This is a genomic window from Sphingomonas sp. UYP23 (genome assembly GCF_054059235.1).
Genome location: NZ_JBSSBX010000001.1, coordinates 4,061,454 through 4,076,445, shown reverse-complemented (window position 1 = coordinate 4,076,445; position 14,992 = coordinate 4,061,454). Strand labels below are relative to the sequence as shown.

17 protein-coding genes are annotated in these 14,992 nt (G+C 68.4%); 7 read left to right on the top strand and 10 right to left on the bottom strand.

Going from position 1 to position 14,992, the window contains the following annotated elements; genetic code table 11:
• Positions 1 to 10: 10 nt before the first annotated feature.
• Positions 11 to 343, bottom strand: coding sequence for a phasin family protein (locus ACVWYO_RS20055; protein ID WP_457353830.1), 333 nt, complete (start codon positions 341 to 343; stop codon positions 11 to 13).
• Positions 344 to 576: 233 nt separating this feature from the next.
• Between ACVWYO_RS20055 and ACVWYO_RS20050 the strand changes: the two genes are divergently transcribed.
• The gene (locus tag ACVWYO_RS20050; protein ID WP_457353828.1) at positions 577 to 1,407 is read left to right on the top strand and encodes a hypothetical protein; all 831 of its coding nucleotides are present in this window, start codon (positions 577 to 579) and stop codon (positions 1,405 to 1,407) included.
• A 36-nt stretch (positions 1,408 to 1,443) separates the two neighbouring features.
• Complete coding sequence (locus tag ACVWYO_RS20045; protein WP_457353826.1) at positions 1,444 to 1,926, top strand: bactofilin family protein; 483 nt, start codon at positions 1,444 to 1,446, stop codon at positions 1,924 to 1,926.
• A 7-nt stretch (positions 1,927 to 1,933) separates the two neighbouring features.
• Here the strand turns inward: ACVWYO_RS20045 and ACVWYO_RS20040 are convergent, their stop codons facing one another.
• The 5 genes from ACVWYO_RS20040 to ACVWYO_RS20020 form a co-directional block, all read right to left on the bottom strand.
• Positions 1,934 to 3,394, bottom strand: coding sequence for a hypothetical protein (locus ACVWYO_RS20040; protein ID WP_457353824.1), 1,461 nt, complete (start codon positions 3,392 to 3,394; stop codon positions 1,934 to 1,936).
• Positions 3,395 to 3,456: 62 nt separating this feature from the next.
• The gene (gene lpdA, locus ACVWYO_RS20035; protein ID WP_457353822.1) at positions 3,457 to 4,851 is read right to left on the bottom strand and encodes a dihydrolipoyl dehydrogenase; all 1,395 of its coding nucleotides are present in this window, start codon (positions 4,849 to 4,851) and stop codon (positions 3,457 to 3,459) included.
• Positions 4,844 to 5,242 carry an acyl-CoA thioesterase gene (locus tag ACVWYO_RS20030; RefSeq protein ID WP_457353820.1) on the bottom strand — a complete coding sequence of 133 codons (399 nt, stop codon included), beginning with the start codon at positions 5,240 to 5,242 and terminating at the stop codon, positions 4,844 to 4,846. Before ACVWYO_RS20030 ends, lpdA begins: the two co-directional genes overlap by 8 nt.
• Positions 5,243 to 5,252: 10 nt before the next feature.
• The gene (locus tag ACVWYO_RS20025) at positions 5,253 to 5,462 is read right to left on the bottom strand and encodes a hypothetical protein (protein ID WP_457353818.1); all 210 of its coding nucleotides are present in this window, start codon (positions 5,460 to 5,462) and stop codon (positions 5,253 to 5,255) included.
• Complete coding sequence (locus ACVWYO_RS20020; protein WP_457353816.1) at positions 5,462 to 6,814, bottom strand: pyruvate dehydrogenase complex dihydrolipoamide acetyltransferase; 1,353 nt, start codon at positions 6,812 to 6,814, stop codon at positions 5,462 to 5,464. Before ACVWYO_RS20020 ends, ACVWYO_RS20025 begins: the two co-directional genes overlap by 1 nt.
• 140 nt (positions 6,815 to 6,954) lie before the next feature.
• On the opposite strand from ACVWYO_RS20020, the gene ACVWYO_RS20015 reads away from it, so the two are divergent.
• Both ACVWYO_RS20015 and ACVWYO_RS20010 read left to right on the top strand, forming a co-directional pair.
• On the top strand, positions 6,955 to 7,407 hold the full coding sequence (locus ACVWYO_RS20015; protein ID WP_457353814.1) for a universal stress protein: 453 nt from the start codon (positions 6,955 to 6,957) through the stop codon (positions 7,405 to 7,407).
• A 142-nt stretch (positions 7,408 to 7,549) separates the two neighbouring features.
• Positions 7,550 to 8,869, top strand: a complete 1,320-nt coding sequence (locus ACVWYO_RS20010) for a M28 family metallopeptidase (protein ID WP_457353812.1) — start codon at positions 7,550 to 7,552, stop codon at positions 8,867 to 8,869.
• Positions 8,870 to 8,875: 6 nt separating this feature from the next.
• Here ACVWYO_RS20010 and ACVWYO_RS20005 read toward each other — a convergent pair whose 3' ends face one another.
• On the bottom strand, positions 8,876 to 9,754 hold the full coding sequence (locus tag ACVWYO_RS20005; protein WP_457353810.1) for an RcnB family protein: 879 nt from the start codon (positions 9,752 to 9,754) through the stop codon (positions 8,876 to 8,878).
• A gap of 108 nt (positions 9,755 to 9,862) precedes the next feature.
• The gene (locus tag ACVWYO_RS20000; protein ID WP_457353809.1) at positions 9,863 to 10,348 is read right to left on the bottom strand and encodes a GAF domain-containing protein; all 486 of its coding nucleotides are present in this window, start codon (positions 10,346 to 10,348) and stop codon (positions 9,863 to 9,865) included.
• A 102-nt stretch (positions 10,349 to 10,450) separates the two neighbouring features.
• On the opposite strand from ACVWYO_RS20000, the gene arfB reads away from it, so the two are divergent.
• Positions 10,451 to 10,873, top strand: a complete 423-nt coding sequence (arfB, locus tag ACVWYO_RS19995; RefSeq protein WP_457353807.1) for an alternative ribosome rescue aminoacyl-tRNA hydrolase ArfB — start codon at positions 10,451 to 10,453, stop codon at positions 10,871 to 10,873.
• Here arfB and ACVWYO_RS19990 read toward each other — a convergent pair.
• Positions 10,870 to 13,359, bottom strand: a complete 2,490-nt coding sequence (locus tag ACVWYO_RS19990) for an ABC transporter permease (RefSeq protein WP_457353805.1) — start codon at positions 13,357 to 13,359, stop codon at positions 10,870 to 10,872. The two genes, arfB and ACVWYO_RS19990, sit on opposite strands and share 4 nt — an antisense overlap.
• Positions 13,356 to 14,057, bottom strand: coding sequence for an ABC transporter ATP-binding protein (locus tag ACVWYO_RS19985; RefSeq protein WP_457353804.1), 702 nt, complete (start codon positions 14,055 to 14,057; stop codon positions 13,356 to 13,358). Before ACVWYO_RS19985 ends, ACVWYO_RS19990 begins: the two co-directional genes overlap by 4 nt.
• On the opposite strand from ACVWYO_RS19985, the gene ACVWYO_RS19980 reads away from it, so the two are divergent.
• Positions 14,048 to 14,725 carry an arylesterase gene (locus ACVWYO_RS19980; RefSeq protein ID WP_457353802.1) on the top strand — a complete coding sequence of 226 codons (678 nt, stop codon included), beginning with the start codon at positions 14,048 to 14,050 and terminating at the stop codon, positions 14,723 to 14,725. The two genes, ACVWYO_RS19985 and ACVWYO_RS19980, sit on opposite strands and share 10 nt — an antisense overlap.
• Positions 14,722 to 14,979: a hypothetical protein gene (locus tag ACVWYO_RS19975; RefSeq protein ID WP_457353800.1), complete on the top strand. Its 258-nt coding sequence runs from the start codon at positions 14,722 to 14,724 to the stop codon at positions 14,977 to 14,979. The genes ACVWYO_RS19980 and ACVWYO_RS19975 overlap by 4 nt, the downstream gene beginning before the upstream one ends.
• The last annotated feature ends 13 nt before the right edge of the window (positions 14,980 to 14,992 follow it).

Sequence of the window (14,992 nt, the reverse complement as noted above, 5' to 3'; positions counted from 1 at the left end):
GCGCCGCGCGTTACTTCTCGCCGCGGACCGCGCCGACGGCTTCGCGGCCGAACTGAAGGATGACTTCGCCCATTTCGCGCGCCTGGCTCATGCTGCGCTGGCCCTGATCGCGGAGGAAATCGCCCTGGATCTTCATCACTTCCGACAGATCCTTCGCACCCGCGGCAGCGCGCATCGCCGCAAAGGCCTCGCGGGCATTCGCCTCGGCCTGATCGAGCATCTTGATGCCGACCGCCGAGCCACTTTCAGCCATCTTGCCGCCGGCGTCGCGGATTGCCTCGCCAGCCTTCTTGGCGGGTTCGGCGACTTTCTCGTTGAAGGCGTCCCGAATCTTGTCGGTCATGAACTCAAATCCTTTTCCCGGGGGGTGCGACCGGATCGGCAGGTGCTGCACGGCAACGCGTCGCGGGTTGGCGGACGATCGCGGGGCTGACGGGGTACGGCATCCGACTCTCCTCTGCCGCGGTCTGTGCCGCTTGCAGGGGAACAGCTTAACCCCGCCCCCCGCCAAGCGCAAATCACGCCGGCCCGCATCCTTAACGGGGTAGCAACCCGAAGACGCCACAAGACGGAACGATGGTCCGCCCCGCCCCCACCCTGCTCCTACCGCCGCCAAGCGCCGCGGCGATGCTGCTGCTCCCGTTCAGCGTGCTGGCGGACGGTGCGCTATTCTGGCCGGCAGCGTGCTTCGTGGCAATCCTGGCGGCGTGTGCCCGGCACTATGGCGCGATGCTGGTCTGGTATGGCCTCGCACTCGGCTTTGATCGCGATGCGCTGATCCTCGGACCGTTCGTGCTGGCGGTGGCGATCAGCGCACGGGTGCGGTGGCAGAGGCTTCCGCTCGTCCCGGTGTTCGCGCTCGCGATGCTCGTTGCGGGGTCACGGGGGCTGCCCGTGTCGCTCGACCTTCCTTCATTGTCGGTGGCGGACGAAGCGCCCTCGCTCTGGGCGATCGTGCGGACGATGCCCTGGATCAATACGCTGCCGCTCGCCGGGCTGGCGCTGACCAGCGCGGTGGGCGCGGCGGTCGCGTTCGTCGCCTGGGCATCGACGCGACCGCTCCGGCAGGCGGCGCTGCTCGATGCGGCGTTGCTCTGCGCGCTGATGCTCCCCGTTCTCCTGGCAACGGCCGAACCGCAGGCCCTTCTGCTCGCCGGTGGATTGGCATGGCGGATCGCGCTGCTCGATCCGCGGGCCCCGCGCTGGCGGATCGTCGCTTTGGTGACGACAGGCGTGCTTACGGCATGGCTGGGCGGCGCGCCTGCGGCACCTCTTGCGGCGATCGCGCTCGTCGCGGCGACGTTGCTCCACGCGCGCATCGTGCTGAAGCCCGCCGCCAACGACAATCCCGCAATGGCGCGTGCGATCCACCGACTCCCTCTGCCGCTCCAGCGCGAGACGTGCTAGCCAACCGCCGATACGGACAGTCAGGGGGCATGTGCGATGGCGATCTTCACCGGCAAGGGACGCGACGGCGGCGGTAGCGCGGGGGCGGTGCTGGCGTACCCCGCAAGCGCCAAGCGCGGGATGTTCTCGGTGATCAGCGCTGATATGGTCGTCGCCGGTAACATCACGGCAACCGCCGACCTGCACATCGACGGGCGGATCGAGGGCGATGTCCAGTGCGCCACGCTGATCCAGGGGCAGGACAGCCGGATCGCCGGTGCGATCGTCGCCGAAACCGCGCGGATCGGCGGCGCGGTCGAAGGCTCGGTCGCGGTGCGCCATTTGACGATCGAGCGTTCGGCGCGGATCCTCGGCGACGTGCAGTACGAGACGATCGCGATCGAGCTCGGCGCGTCGATCGACGGACGGGTCAAACACGTAACCGAGAGTAGCGAGACCGGCATCTTCGACCGCGCGACGCCGGTCGCCGCGTTGCGGCAGATCGAGCCCGTACGACAGATCGAAACCGTCGCGGACTAGGCGCGCGTCAGCGCAGCATCGCGGGATAGGATGTCGGCGGCGCCGGAAGGCGCAACCGCGCGACACCGCCGGGGACGATCACCAGCGCAAGCGCGACCGCTGTGCCGAGCACGGCGTGCCGCGACCAGCGCGCCTCGGACCACAAGACGATCGTCGCCAGCGCCGTCGCCGCCATCGGCCACAGATGGTAGCGCAGGTCCGACGCGATGCTGAGTACGCTGAAGCTCGCCTCGAGTACGATCGCCGAAGCCAGCAGCGCCAGCGCGAAATCGCGCAGCGGCGCGTCGCGCCGGCGGACCGCAACGACCAGCGCGGCGATCGCGAGCGTGAGCCACGCGATCGGCCAACCGAGCGGCGTCTCGGCATTCCACCGCGCGAGCATCTGCCAGCGCGGCACGGCAGGGCCGGGGCTGCGCAATCCGACCGGGTTGGCCTCGGTCACCCCTGGCGGGATCGCACTTGGCCAGCCGGCCGGCACGATCCAGCGCTCGGTCGAATTGAGATGCGCGAGACGATGCCCCGCATAGGCCAGCGGGTGCCGGACGATCGCCTCTGCAAGCAGGCGGTACAGTGGCCCCGCGCTCAGGCCGTGCAGCCGCTCGAGCGTCGGCCCACAGCGGTCGGGCGTTCCGAGCGGGTCCCAGAAGAAGGGTTTGACGCAGTTGAGCGCGACCACGCGGCGCGCTTCGGCCGGGGTCAGGCCGACCGGATGCTCAGGATCGTGCGCCGCGATCGCCGACAGGTCGTAGAACGCCTCGGTCCGCTCGACGCCGCTTGCCCCCGCCCCGAGCACGCCGTGGTTGATCGCCTGCGAGAGCCCTAGCACCGCGATGATCCCGCCGAGCATCAGCAGCGCGCGCGCCCACCACCGTACCGGGCCGAACAGGATGACGACCAACGGCACCGTCGCGAACACCGCATTGGAGCGCACCAGCGTCGAATACGCCAGCAAGACGCCGACCGCGAACACCGCCGCCAGGGGCAGCCGTACGCCGCGCAACCGCCACCAGGCGATGATCCCCACCGCGGCGAGCATCGCGCCGAGCATCTGCGTATCCTTGAGCACCACGCCCTGCCATCCGAGGAACAGGGGCAGGACGGATAGACACAGTATCGCGACCGCGGCGCGGCGATGTGCCAAGCGCGCCAGCGTCGCCGAGATCAGTCCGAACCCTGTCCAGTAGAGGGTCAATTGGAGCGCGAGCATCGGCCCCGCCCCGCCGCCGAACAGGCCATGCAGAACGTGCCATAGCCGCGCCATGATCGGCGGGTGCCAATCCTCGAACTGGCCGGCGAGCGCCTGCCCGAATTGCGCGATGCCATCGTAGGTCACCACGCCGGGCCAGAACAGCGCGAGCGACCCCGCGAGCAGCAGCAGCGTAGCGCCACCGACCCGTGCCGCCGCGACACGGTCAGTGCGCGGCGCGGTGGCCGGTAGATCGGGTGCGCGCGTCATACGATCAGGCATGACGCGCCGCACCATAAGTGTAAAGGGACGAACCGGGCCGTCAGGCGCGGCCGCTGCGGCGCTTAGATATGGATCGCCCGGCCGTACGCGCCGAGCACGCTCTCATGCATCATTTCGCTGAGCGTCGGATGCGCGAACACCGTTTCCATCAGCTCGGCCTCGGTCGTCTCGAGCTGACGCGCGACGACATAGCCCTGGATCAGCTCAGTCACCTCGGCGCCGACCATGTGCGCGCCGAGCAGCTCGCCGGTCTTGGCGTCGAACACCGTCTTGACGAAGCCCTCGGCCTCGCCGAGCGCGATCGCCTTGCCGTTGCCGATGAACGGGAATTTGCCGACCTTGAGTTCGTAACCCGCTTCCTTGGCCTTGGCCTCGGTGAAGCCGACGCTCGCGACCTGCGGGCGCGAATAGGTGCAGCCCGGAATGTTCCACTTTTCGAACGGATGCGGCTTGAGGCCGGCGATCGCCTCGACGCAGACGACGCCCTCATGGCTCGCCTTGTGCGCCAGCCACGGCGCGCCGGTCACGTCGCCGATCGCGTAGATCCCCTCGACATTGGTGCGCGCATAGCCGTCGACCTTGATGTGCCCGCGCTCGGTCTCGATCCCGAGCGCCTCGATCCCGATATTCTCGGTGTTGGGCACGATGCCGATCGCGACGATCGCATGGCTGAACTCTTCGGTCGTGACCGTGCCGTCCTTGTTCTTGATCTTCGCCGTCACGCCCTTGGCGTTCGGCGTCAACGCCTCGAGCCCGGTGCCGACGAGCAGCTTGATGCCCTGCTTGGTGAGCGCCTTGTCCATGAACGCGCTGACTTCCTCGTCCTCGACGGGGAGGATGCGCGGCAGCATCTCGACGATCGTAACGTCGGCGCCCATGTCGTTGTAGAAGCTCGCGAACTCGACGCCGATCGCGCCCGATCCGATCACCAAAAGCTTGGTCGGCATTTCCGGCGGCACCATCGCATGGCGATAGGTCCAGATCCGCTCGCCGTCGGCCTTGGCGAACGGCAGGTCGCGCGCGCGCGCGCCGGTGCCGATGATGATGTGCTTGGCCTCGAGCTCGCTCGTCTTGTCGCCCTGCTTGACCGAGAGCTTGCCCTTGCCGGTCAGCGCGCCGAAGCCTTCGAACACCTGAACCTTGTTCTTCTTCATCAGGCCCTTGACGCCGGCATTGAGCTGCCCCGCCACCTTGCGGCTGCGCTCGACCACCTTGTTGAGGTCGAACGAGACGTTGTCGGCCTTGAGCCCGTAGCTCTCGGCATTCTGCATGTAATGATAGATTTCCGACGTGCGCAGCAGCGCCTTGGTCGGGATGCAGCCCCAGTTGAGGCAGATACCGCCGAGGCGCTCGCGCTCGACGATCGCGGTCTTGAGACCGAGCTGCGCCGCGCGGATCGCGGCGACATAACCGCCGGGGCCCGAACCGAGGATGATGAGGTCGAATTGGTCAGCCAAGGGAGGATTCCTCTATCACTAGCGGGCGCGGTCGGTCGTCCTCGCCCATCGAAACAAGAATATAGGTGCCGCGAGCGGCGCGTTCAGTAGCTTCGCTGTGCCGATCACGCCGCCAGACGTCGACCGCAATGGTCATCGAGCTGCGCCCGGTCTTGACGATCTCGGCATGGAACGAGACCTCGTCGCCGATCTCGACGGGTGCGGTGAAGCTGAAGCCGTCCGCCGCGACGACGGGCGCGCGCCCACCGCAATGGCGGGAGGCGACCGATCCTGCCGCCAGCGCCATCTGCCCCATCAGCCATCCGACGAAGATCTTGCCGTACGGATTGGCATCGCACGCCATCGCGGTCGCGCGGATCGCGGGCGAAGTGCTCGGGGGCTGGTCGTTCATGCCGAACGCGTCAGCCGCGCCGTGCCCGGTCCGCGCGCCACGCGAGGCGTAGCGACGGAAGTCCCATGAGCACGATCACGACCATCATGCCGAACGCCACTTCCCAGATCGGGCTCGCGGCGTGCGGCAGCGACCAGACCGCGCCATAGGCGATCACCGCCGCCCCGATCACGCCGGCGGCGATGTGCAGCAGCTCGATCAGGGTGCGGCGGCCGAGCATCAGGCCAGCATCGACAGCGGGGATTCGACCAGCGCCTTGAACGCCTGCATCAGCTCGGCGCCATCGGCCCCGTCGATCGCGCGATGGTCGAAGCTGCCCGTCGCCGACATCACCGTCGCCACGCCGAGCGCGTCGTCGATGATGTAGGGGCGCTTCTCGCCCGAACCGATCGCCATGATCATGCCCTGCGGCGGGTTGATCACCGCTTCGAACTGCTTGATACCGTACATGCCCATGTTGCTGAGCGAGGCCGTGCCGCCCTTATATTCCTCTGGCTTGAGCTTGTTGTCGCGTGCGCGTGCCGCGAGGTCCTTCATCTCGGCCGAGATCTTCGCGACGCCCTTGCTGTCGGCGCCCGAGATGATCGGCGTGATCAGCCCCGACGGGGTCGACACTGCGACCGAGATGTCGGCGCGGCTGAAGCTGATCAGCTGGTCGGGGGTGAACATCACGTTGCACTTGGGCACCTGGATCAGGCTGGCGGCGAGTGCCTTGATCAGCAGATCGTTGACCGACAGCTTCACGCCACGGCCCTCGAGGCCCTTGTTCATCTCGCCACGCAGCTTGAGCAGCGCGTCGAGACGGATGTCGACCGTCAGATAGATGTGCGGAACGGTCTGCTTCGATTCGGTCAGGCGGCGCGCGATCGTCTTGCGGACGTTGCTGAGCTTTTCCGCGGTGTGCGGAATGTCCGGGATCGCGGCAGGCTTGGCAGGTGCCGCAGGTGCCGGCGCAGCGCTGGTTGCGGGTGCGGCCGCCGTCGCAGCCGGGGCTGCGCTCGACACTTTCGCACCTTCGAGATCGGCACGGACGATTCGGCCGTTGGGGCCCGAACCCTGCAGCGTGGCGAGGTCGATGCTCTTTTCGGCGGCGATCCGGCGCGCGAGCGGGCTTGCCTTGACGCGATCGCCATCCTGGCGCGGTGCGGGCGCAGCAGCCGGGGTCGACTTCGGCGCAGCGCCGCCTTCGGAATTGCCATGATCCTCTGCCTGTTCGGGCGTGCGCTCGACCGGCTTGGCCTCGCTGCCGGTCTTGTTGGGATCGGCCGGTGACGGCTTGGGCCCGGATTCCTTGGCGGCCGGCGCGGGCGTCGTCGCGTCGGCGCTCTCGCCCTCGGCGAGCAGCGTGGCGATGACCGTTCCGACCTTCACATTGTCGGTCCCCTCAGCGACCAGGATCTTGCCGATCGTGCCTTCGTCAACGGCTTCGAATTCCATCGTCGCCTTGTCGGTTTCGATCTCGGCCATCAGGTCACCCGATTTGACGGTGTCCCCTTCCTTGACCAGCCATTTTGCCAGCGTGCCTTCCTCCATCGTGGGAGAAAGAGCGGGCATCTTGATTTCGACCGGCATCAACGCGTCCTCATCTGTCCGAATCCGTAGGGGTCGTCTCTCGCGCCCGACGCGCGGATGGTCAAGGCCATGGCTTGCACCTTGCGGTACTTAGCCCCACCTATCGCTCACAATTTCGCTGTGGGGGGAGAGCGAGCGCCATGCGGACCTATCTGGTCGTGATCGACGAGACACACGAAAGCAGCATCGCGCTGCGCTTCGCCGCGCGGCGCGCGGTCAAGACCGGCGGCGGCGTCGAGATTCTCGCGCTGATCCCGCCGACCGAATTCACCGCCTTTGCCGGGATCCAGGCGACGATCGAGGAGGAAGCGCGCCAGCACGCCGAAGGGCTGGTCACCGCGGCGGCAGGCACCTTGCTTCAGGAATCGGGGTTGAAGCCCGCCTTGACGGTGCGGCAGGGCGAAGGGCCAAGGGTGATCCGCGACATGATCGCCGCCAATCCCGACATCGCCGCGCTCGTGCTCGCAGCGGCGGCAAGTGGGGTGCCCGGCCCATTGGTCGCGCATTTCGTGGGCGCCGACGCGGCCTTGCCGATCCCGTTGATGATCATCCCGGGCTCGCTCGACCGTGAGGCGATCGACCGACTGAGCTGATTCGGCGCCCCGTCAGCCCACCTTGATCAAGGGGCGATCCATATGAGTGGCCTGGATGCCGGCGTGAGCCCGGAATGACCAGGGTGACGACCGCTCATCCGATCAGCTTGCGCCGCAGCCGCGATCCCGCCACGATGCGGTGATGCGTACCCTCCCCACCGCCGCCGCGCTGTTCGCGATTCTTGCAACGCCCGCTTTCGCCAAGGACGCAGTCCAGCCGGCGCCCGATCCGGCACGACTCAAGGCGACGGTCGAGAAGCTCGTCAGCTTTGGCACGCGACACACGCTCTCCTCTGCCGACGATCCGGTCCGCGGAATCGGCGCAGCGCGAACCTGGGCAGGTGGCGAGCTCACCCGCATTGCGGATGCGTGCGATGGCTGCATCACCGTCGCCAACGTCGCGCGAACCTTTACCAACGCACGCGCGCCGAATGGCGTCAACGTGGTCGATGTGCTTGGCTTCCAGCAGGGCCTCGACCCCAAGCGCGTGATCATCGTCGGCGCGCATATCGATAGCCGCGTCAGCAACGAAATGGACGCGACGCACGATGCTCCGGGCGCGAACGACGACGCATCGGGAGTCGCGCTTGTGCTCGAGGCGGCGCGGATCCTGTCGAAGGACAAATTCCGCGCGACGATCGTCTATGCGGTGTTTTCGGGCGAGGAGCAGGGGCTGTTCGGCGGGACGCTGCTCGCGGAAACCGCCAAGGCGCGCGGCTGGACGGTCTCTGCGATGCTCAACAACGACATCGTCGGCAACACGATGGGGCAGAATGGTGTGCGCGTCGCCGACCGGGTGCGCGTCTTTTCGGAAGGCATTCGCGCGGCGGACGAATTGCCCGCGCAACTGGCGCGGCGCGGCAATGGAGGCGAGGATGACGGTCCCTCGCGCAGCCTCGCCAAGACGATCGACGGCGTCGCGGGGAAAATTACCGGCGGGCTCGACGTGTTTGTCGATCGCCGACCCGATCGCTTCGGGCGCGGCGGCGACCATGAGCCGTTCCTCAAGCTCGGCTATCCCGCGGTGCGATTCTCGGTCGGCGCGGAGAATTGGACGCAGCAGCATCAGGACGTGCGGGTCGAAAACGGCATCGCGTATGGCGACACGATCGACAAGATGGACTTTCCCTATCTCGCCAAGGTCACCGCGATCAACGTCGCGACGATCCGTCGCCTCGCGGCAGCGCCCGCTGCGCCAGACGGCGTGACGGTTGCCGGGGCGTTGAGCTTCGATACGACGGTGAAATGGGAACCCGTCGCTGGCGCAAGCGCGTACCGCATCCATTGGCGCCGCAACGACACGCAGGATTGGCAGAAGTCTCTCGACGTCCCGGGCAGTGCGACGAGCACGGTGCTCAAGGACATCAGCGTCGACGATCATTTCGTCGGCGTCAGCGCAGTCGCGGCGGACGGATCCGAAAGCCTGGTGAGCTTTGCCGGACCCGAACCGCGCAAGCGCTGAGCGCGGTCAGCTTCCCAAGATCGGCTGCTCGACCGGACGGCACACCGGCGTGCGGCGGACAGGCCGGTAATAGCGCTTGCGCGCGGCGCGATAGACGTGCCGCTCGCGGACGGTTTCGACATATTCTGTGGTTGTCGTGGTGACGATGGGCGCGGACTGGATCGTCACCACCGTGGTCGTCGCGCCCGGATAGGCATAGCCGTAGCCGCCGCCATAGCCAGATCCATAACCAGACGAAGTCGAATAAGTTGTTACGGTGCCGTTCTGGACGATCGGCGGCAGCGGTGCGGGATAGGCCTGCGGCGGATAGGGTCGGCCGTAGCCGCCCGACCGATCATACCCACCATCCTCATAGCCGCCCTGATAGCCGCCGTCCCAATCGAGCCCGTCAACGGTATCGTAGACCCGGCCGCGCGGATCGAGCAGCACGGCATCGTCATAATAGCGATACCAGCCATAACCGGCTGGCGGTGCCGACAGCCCATAGCCGGAATAGTCGCCGATGAAGAAGTTCGGCGAGAACCAATAGCCCGGCATGCGATAGCCGCGCGACCGCGGACGATAGGCGTTCCAGCCGCCCGGCGCGTTCAGCCCGCCCTGCCAGCGCCCGCCGACCGATCCGCCCCAGCGATGCCGATCGGCCTGATTCACCGGACGCGGGCCGGGATAAGGCCGGTCGGGAACGGTCATCGGCGGCCGCTGCATTTGACCCTGCATTTGGGGCTGCATTTGCGGAACGGGCGCAGGCGGCGAAGGCATCGTAGCGCCCGGCACGGGATAGGGCGCGCCCGGGTTGGACCCACCCCCGCGATACCGTTGCGCATCGGCCTGTCCCGCACCAAGCGCAGTGACCAGCGTCAGAGTGGCGAGGATAAAGGGTCGCATCGTCAAGCCTCCGGAACGGCACCATACACAAAGTGTGTACGAAGCGTTAACCCGTCAGCTACCATTTCGATCGAAGCGATTCTAGATTAACGGCTGTCCCGTTTCGGATCAGCCCGCGATCCGCGGCGCCAGCAGTGCCATCAGCGCCTCGCACCCGGCGGCATCGGCCGCATCGAAGCGCGCCGCGCTCGGGCTGTCGAGATCGACCACGCCGATCAGCCGGCCGTCGTGGACGATCGGCACGACCAGTTCCGACCGACTCGCCGCATCGCAGGCGATGTGGCCGGGAAAGGCGTGGACGTCGTCGACCCGTTGCGTCGTGCGGGTCCGGGCGGCGGCGCCACACACGCCGTCGACGAGCGCGATGCGGATACATGCGGGCTTGCCGAGGAAGGGCCCGACGACGAGCGTATCACCGACCAACCGGTAGAAGCCTGCCCAGTTGAGATCGGGCAGATATTGCCAGATCAGCGCGGCGGAATTGGCCATATTGGCGATCGCGTCCTGTTCGCCATCGGTCAGCGCGTCGAGCGCCGAATGGAGGTCGCGGTACAGCTCGGCCTTCGAGCTTTGATCGATCGTGAAGTCGTACATGCCCTGCCCCTATCGCTTTCGCGCGCGCGGCGAAAGCGCCCACCGGCTTGATCGACCGCCTGCATGATCGACCGCGCCGCGCTTATCTTTTAGGGAGGCGCAATGGCCGCCATCCCGATCACCCGCTCGATCAGCGTCGACAGCGACGAACTGCAGGAATCGTTCACCCGTGCCGGCGGCCCGGGCGGGCAGCACGTCAACACGACCGACAGCGCGGTACTGCTGCGTTTCGACGTCGCCGCATCGCCGTCGCTGCCCGACGCGGTGAAGAACCGACTCGCGGTGCTCGCTGGATCACGGCTGACGCGCGACGGCGTGTTGGTGCTGCGGAGCGAAGGCGCCCGCTCGCAATTGCTCAACCGGCAGGAGGTCCGCGAACGGCTGGTCGAGCTGATCCGCGAGGCAACGATCGTCCCCAAGCGCCGCCGCCCGACCAAACCCTCCAAGGCGGCCAAGGCCAAGCGGCTCGACGGGAAGACCAAGCGCTCGACGGTCAAGTCGCTGCGCGGCAGGGTGACCGACTAGAGCTCGCGCAGCGCGCTTGCGGGGCGCGCCCGCAGCGCCGGGAGGCTGCCCGCCAGCCCGGTCCCGAGCGTCAGCGCGACGGCTGCGGCGAGCGTTGCCCCGACCACGTCCCAGCGCGGCGCCCAGCCGATCTTGAAGACCTGCGTGACGACGTACGAACCCGCCGCCGAGCCCATCGCCAGCGCGACCACGACGAGGACAAGCGAGAGGATCGCATATTCGAGCGCCTGCGCGCCGAGCACCTGTCGCCGACTGCCGCCAAGCAGCTTGAGGATCACCGCATCGTAGCGCCGAGTCGTGCCCGAGGCCGCGACCGCGCCGATCAGCACCGCGACCCCCGCAGCGACCGTCACCGCCGCCGCAGCGCGGATCGCAAGCGCGATCTGGCCGAGCACCGCGCTGACCTGGCCGATCACGTCGCCCACCCGGATCAGCGTCACCGACGGCAATGCCGCCGCGACCTGTCGTGCGATCGCGCCGTCGCGCTCGGGCGCGGCATAGACGCTGGCGAGCAGGCCATGCGGCGCTTCCTCGATATAGCCAGGCGAGAAGACGATCGCGAAATTGAGCCCGAGCCCGCCCCAATCGATCTTGCGTAGCGCCGCGATTTTTGCGGGTACGTCGACCCCGAGCACCGAGACGGTGATCGTATCGCCGACATGCAGCCCGAGGGCCGCCGCGGCCTTGTCCTCGAGCGACACGAGCGGCGGCCCGCGATACCCGGCGGGCCACCAGCGCCCGGCGACGACCGCATTGCGGGGCGGCAGGCGCGCCGCCCAGGTGATCGTCCGGTCGCCGCGCAACACCCACGCGTCGCTTGGCAGCGTCTTGATCTTGCTGACGGGGACGCCGCGCAACGCGACGATGGATCCGCGCAGCGACGGCAGCGCCTCGATCTTCGCGCTCGGCGCTGCGCTACGGACCGCGCGTGCGAACGTTGCGGCATCGTCGGGCTGCAGGTCGATCGCGAAGAAGCGCGGCGCCTTGGCGGGCGCGGCGTTGTGGAGTTCGGCGCCAAGGCTCGAATCGATCACGGCGAGCGCGACGAACAGCGAGAAGCCGAGTCCGAGCGCGACAACGAGCCGGTCGGTCTGCGCCCCCGGCCGGTAAAGATTGGCGATCGCCAGCCGCAGCAGCGGTCTGCGCGAGCGCGGCACACGCGCAGCGATGGCCCGGATCGCGACGCCACAGCCCCAGAGCAGCGCGATCAGCACGAGGATCGCGGCGACGAAGCCGAGCGCAAGCCAAGGGTCGGACGCGGTCACGACCGCGAGCCCGATCAGCGCCAGGACCAGCATCCCCATCGCGCCGACCACGCGCACGCCCGGCCATCGCCGCGCGCCCAGCGTGTCGCGCAACAGCGTCGCCGCCGGGACCGAGCGAGCGCGGGCCAGGGCGGGCAAGGCGAACAGCAAAGCGACGAGCACGGCAAGCCCTGCCGCCGTCGCCAACGGGACCGGATAGATCGCAAGCCGCGGCGGCACCGGTAACGCTGCCCCGGCGAACGCCGTGACGCCCCAGGGCAACGCTGCCCCGACCACGAGCCCGGCGCCGATCCCGACGGCGGCGACGAGGCCAAGCTGCGCGAGGAAGATCGCCGCGATCGTCCGCGATCGCGCGCCGAGCACCTTCAGTGTGGCGATGATCTTCGCCTTGCCCGCGAGATAGGCGGCGACCCCGCTGCCGACCCCGACGCCCGCAATCGCCAGCGCGGCCAAGCCGACCAGCAACAGGAATTGCCCGAGCTGCGCGATCCCGCGGCGAAACCCGCCGGCCGCCTGCTCGCTCAGCTTGGCCGACCAACCCGCACCGCGGAACTGACGGAGCACGCCGTCTCGCGCCGCCGCCGCGCTTTCCGGACGTGTGAGTACGACGCGGTAGTGGCTCTCATACAGACTGCCCGGCTGGACGAGCGCAGTCGCATCAAGCCCCGCCAGATCGACCAGCACCGGCGGCCCGAGCGCAAAGCCCGCCCCCAGGCGATCGGGTTCATTCGCGATCACGCCGATCACGCGGAGTCGCGCCTGCCCCAGGGTCAGCGTAGCGCCGGGCTTCACGCCCAGCCGATCCGCCAGCGCGGGTGCGATCGCGATCTCGCGTCCATGCGGCCGCGCCGCCAGCGCACCGGGCGCGAGCCGGAATTGCCCGAGCAGCGGCCAGGCCTGGTCGGTCGCGCGCAGATCGACCAGAGCGGGCGCACCGCCGGCGCTTGCCATGCCGCGCAGCGAGACCGTTTCCGAAACGCGCCCGATACGCGCGAACGCCGCCAGTTCGGCAACCGTTGCGCGCCGCTGCGACACGCTGAACTCGACATCGCCGCCGAGGATCTGGCGCGCATCGACGTCGAGCGCGGCGATCATGCTCGCGGCAAGGCTCCCGATCCCGGCGAGCCCAGTGGTCCCGAGGAACAGGCAGATCGCGAGCAGCAGCAGCCCGCGCCCGCCGCGCCGCAGGTCGCGCACCGCAAGTCGCAGGACGAGGGTCACGCGCCGCGCCGATCGCCGACGATCCGCCCGTCGCCAAGCTCGATCACCCGCGCGCAGCGTGCCGCCAGCCGCGGATCGTGGGTAATGATGAACAGCGTCGTACCGCTCGCCGCGTGACGCGCGAACAGCACGTCCATGATCGCCGCGCCGGTCGCGGTGTCGAGATTGCCCGTCGGCTCGTCGGCGAAGATCAGCGCCGGACGCCCGACCAGCGCGCGCGCGATCGCGACTCGTTGCTGCTCGCCGCCCGATAGTTGCGCGGGGTAATGGCCGATCCGGTGCGCGAGACCGACTGCCGCCAGCTCAGCCTCCGCCCGCGCGAAGGCGTCGCCCTCCCCGGCCAGTTCGAGCGGCACCGCGACATTCTCGAGCGCGGTCATCGTCGGCAGCAGATGAAAAGCCTGCAGCACGATCCCGATCCGCCCGCGCCGCGCGACCGCGAGCGCATCCTCGTCGAGCGTGGTGAAGTCGCGCCCAGCCACCAACACGCTCCCGCCGGTCGGACGCTCGAGCCCGGCGAGCACCGCCATCAGCGACGATTTCCCCGAACCCGATGGTCCGAGCAACGCGACGCTCTCGCCGGCAGCGACGTCGAGATCGATCCCGCGCAGGATCTCGACGCTCGCGGGCGGACGGCCGAGGACGAGCGAAACATTGCGCGCGACGATCAACGCGCTATCGACAGGGGATGGTTTCATCGAACTTCCTTGGGCGATATCGCTGGCAACGGCAAATCGCGGTCGGGCTCGCGCTGCTTTCGATCGTAACCCCGATCGGTGCGACCGCTTCCCCCAAGGCGCCGCTGATCTGGGCGTTCGGCGACAGTCTTACCGCGGGCTATGGCCTGCAGCCCGAAGCGGGCTTCACCGCCAAGCTGCAGGCCGCGTTGCGGCGCGCGGGCATCGCCGCGACGGTCCGCAACGGCGGGGTCGCCGGGGATACCGTCGCGCAGGCGCGCGCGCGATTGCGCTGGGGGTTGCGCGGGCTGGGCGCGACGCCCGATCTGGTGATCGTCGAGCTCGGCGCGAACGACATGCTGCGCGGGTTGCCCGTCGCGCAGGCCAAGGCGAACCTCGACGCGATCCTGACCGAGTTGCAGGCGCGCCACATTCCGGTGTTGCTTGCCGGGATGCGCGCCGCGCCGAACCTCGGCCGCGAGTATGTCCAGGCCTTCGATGCCGTGTATCCAACCCTCTCCAAGGCCCATGCGGTTCCGCGCTACCCCTTCTTCCTCGACGGGGTCGCGGCGAACCCGCGGCTGATCCAGGCCGACGGGATGCACCCCAACGCGCGCGGGGTCGATATCATCGTCGCGCGAATCGTCCCGAGCGTGCGCAGCGCGCTCCAGGCCGGCACGAAGCGATGAACCTCGACGATCAATTCCTGCGCTATTTCGGCAGCAGCGATCTCGCCGCGGTGACGCCCGCCGCGCTGCAGGGCGGAATCGACCATATGCGGGTCGATTTCGGGCTCGAGCAGGACCGCGAGCGGCGCTTCGGGCTGTGGACGCTGCTCCATATGCTCGGCGCAGCGCCCGATCTCGACATCGCCTTTCCCGATGCGGCGGACCGCGCGGCGGCGCGGCGCTTCATCGAGATGACCGAGCAGCACGAAGACTGACGGCGGCCCGACA

What these genes read in the sequence shown, in the direction of transcription:
- ACVWYO_RS20055 (WP_457353830.1), bottom strand. Translation starts at nt 343, where the DNA reads ATGACCGACAAGATTCGGGACGCCTTCAACGAGAAAGTCGCCGAACCC.
- ACVWYO_RS20050 (WP_457353828.1), top strand. Translation starts at nt 577, where the DNA reads ATGGTCCGCCCCGCCCCCACCCTGCTCCTACCGCCGCCAAGCGCCGCG.
- ACVWYO_RS20045 (WP_457353826.1), top strand. Translation starts at nt 1,444, where the DNA reads ATGGCGATCTTCACCGGCAAGGGACGCGACGGCGGCGGTAGCGCGGGG.
- ACVWYO_RS20040 (WP_457353824.1), bottom strand. Translation starts at nt 3,394, where the DNA reads ATGCCTGATCGTATGACGCGCGCACCCGATCTACCGGCCACCGCGCCG.
- ACVWYO_RS20030 (WP_457353820.1), bottom strand. Translation starts at nt 5,242, where the DNA reads ATGAACGACCAGCCCCCGAGCACTTCGCCCGCGATCCGCGCGACCGCG.
- ACVWYO_RS20025 (WP_457353818.1), bottom strand. Translation starts at nt 5,462, where the DNA reads ATGCTCGGCCGCCGCACCCTGATCGAGCTGCTGCACATCGCCGCCGGC.
- ACVWYO_RS20020 (WP_457353816.1), bottom strand. Translation starts at nt 6,814, where the DNA reads ATGCCGGTCGAAATCAAGATGCCCGCTCTTTCTCCCACGATGGAGGAA.
- ACVWYO_RS20015 (WP_457353814.1), top strand. Translation starts at nt 6,955, where the DNA reads ATGCGGACCTATCTGGTCGTGATCGACGAGACACACGAAAGCAGCATC.
- ACVWYO_RS20010 (WP_457353812.1), top strand. Translation starts at nt 7,550, where the DNA reads ATGCGTACCCTCCCCACCGCCGCCGCGCTGTTCGCGATTCTTGCAACG.
- ACVWYO_RS20005 (WP_457353810.1), bottom strand. Translation starts at nt 9,754, where the DNA reads ATGCGACCCTTTATCCTCGCCACTCTGACGCTGGTCACTGCGCTTGGT.
- ACVWYO_RS20000 (WP_457353809.1), bottom strand. Translation starts at nt 10,348, where the DNA reads ATGTACGACTTCACGATCGATCAAAGCTCGAAGGCCGAGCTGTACCGC.
- arfB (WP_457353807.1), top strand. Translation starts at nt 10,451, where the DNA reads ATGGCCGCCATCCCGATCACCCGCTCGATCAGCGTCGACAGCGACGAA.
- ACVWYO_RS19980 (WP_457353802.1), top strand. Translation starts at nt 14,048, where the DNA reads ATGGTTTCATCGAACTTCCTTGGGCGATATCGCTGGCAACGGCAAATC.
- ACVWYO_RS19985 (WP_457353804.1), bottom strand. Translation starts at nt 14,057, where the DNA reads ATGAAACCATCCCCTGTCGATAGCGCGTTGATCGTCGCGCGCAATGTT.
- ACVWYO_RS19975 (WP_457353800.1), top strand. Translation starts at nt 14,722, where the DNA reads ATGAACCTCGACGATCAATTCCTGCGCTATTTCGGCAGCAGCGATCTC.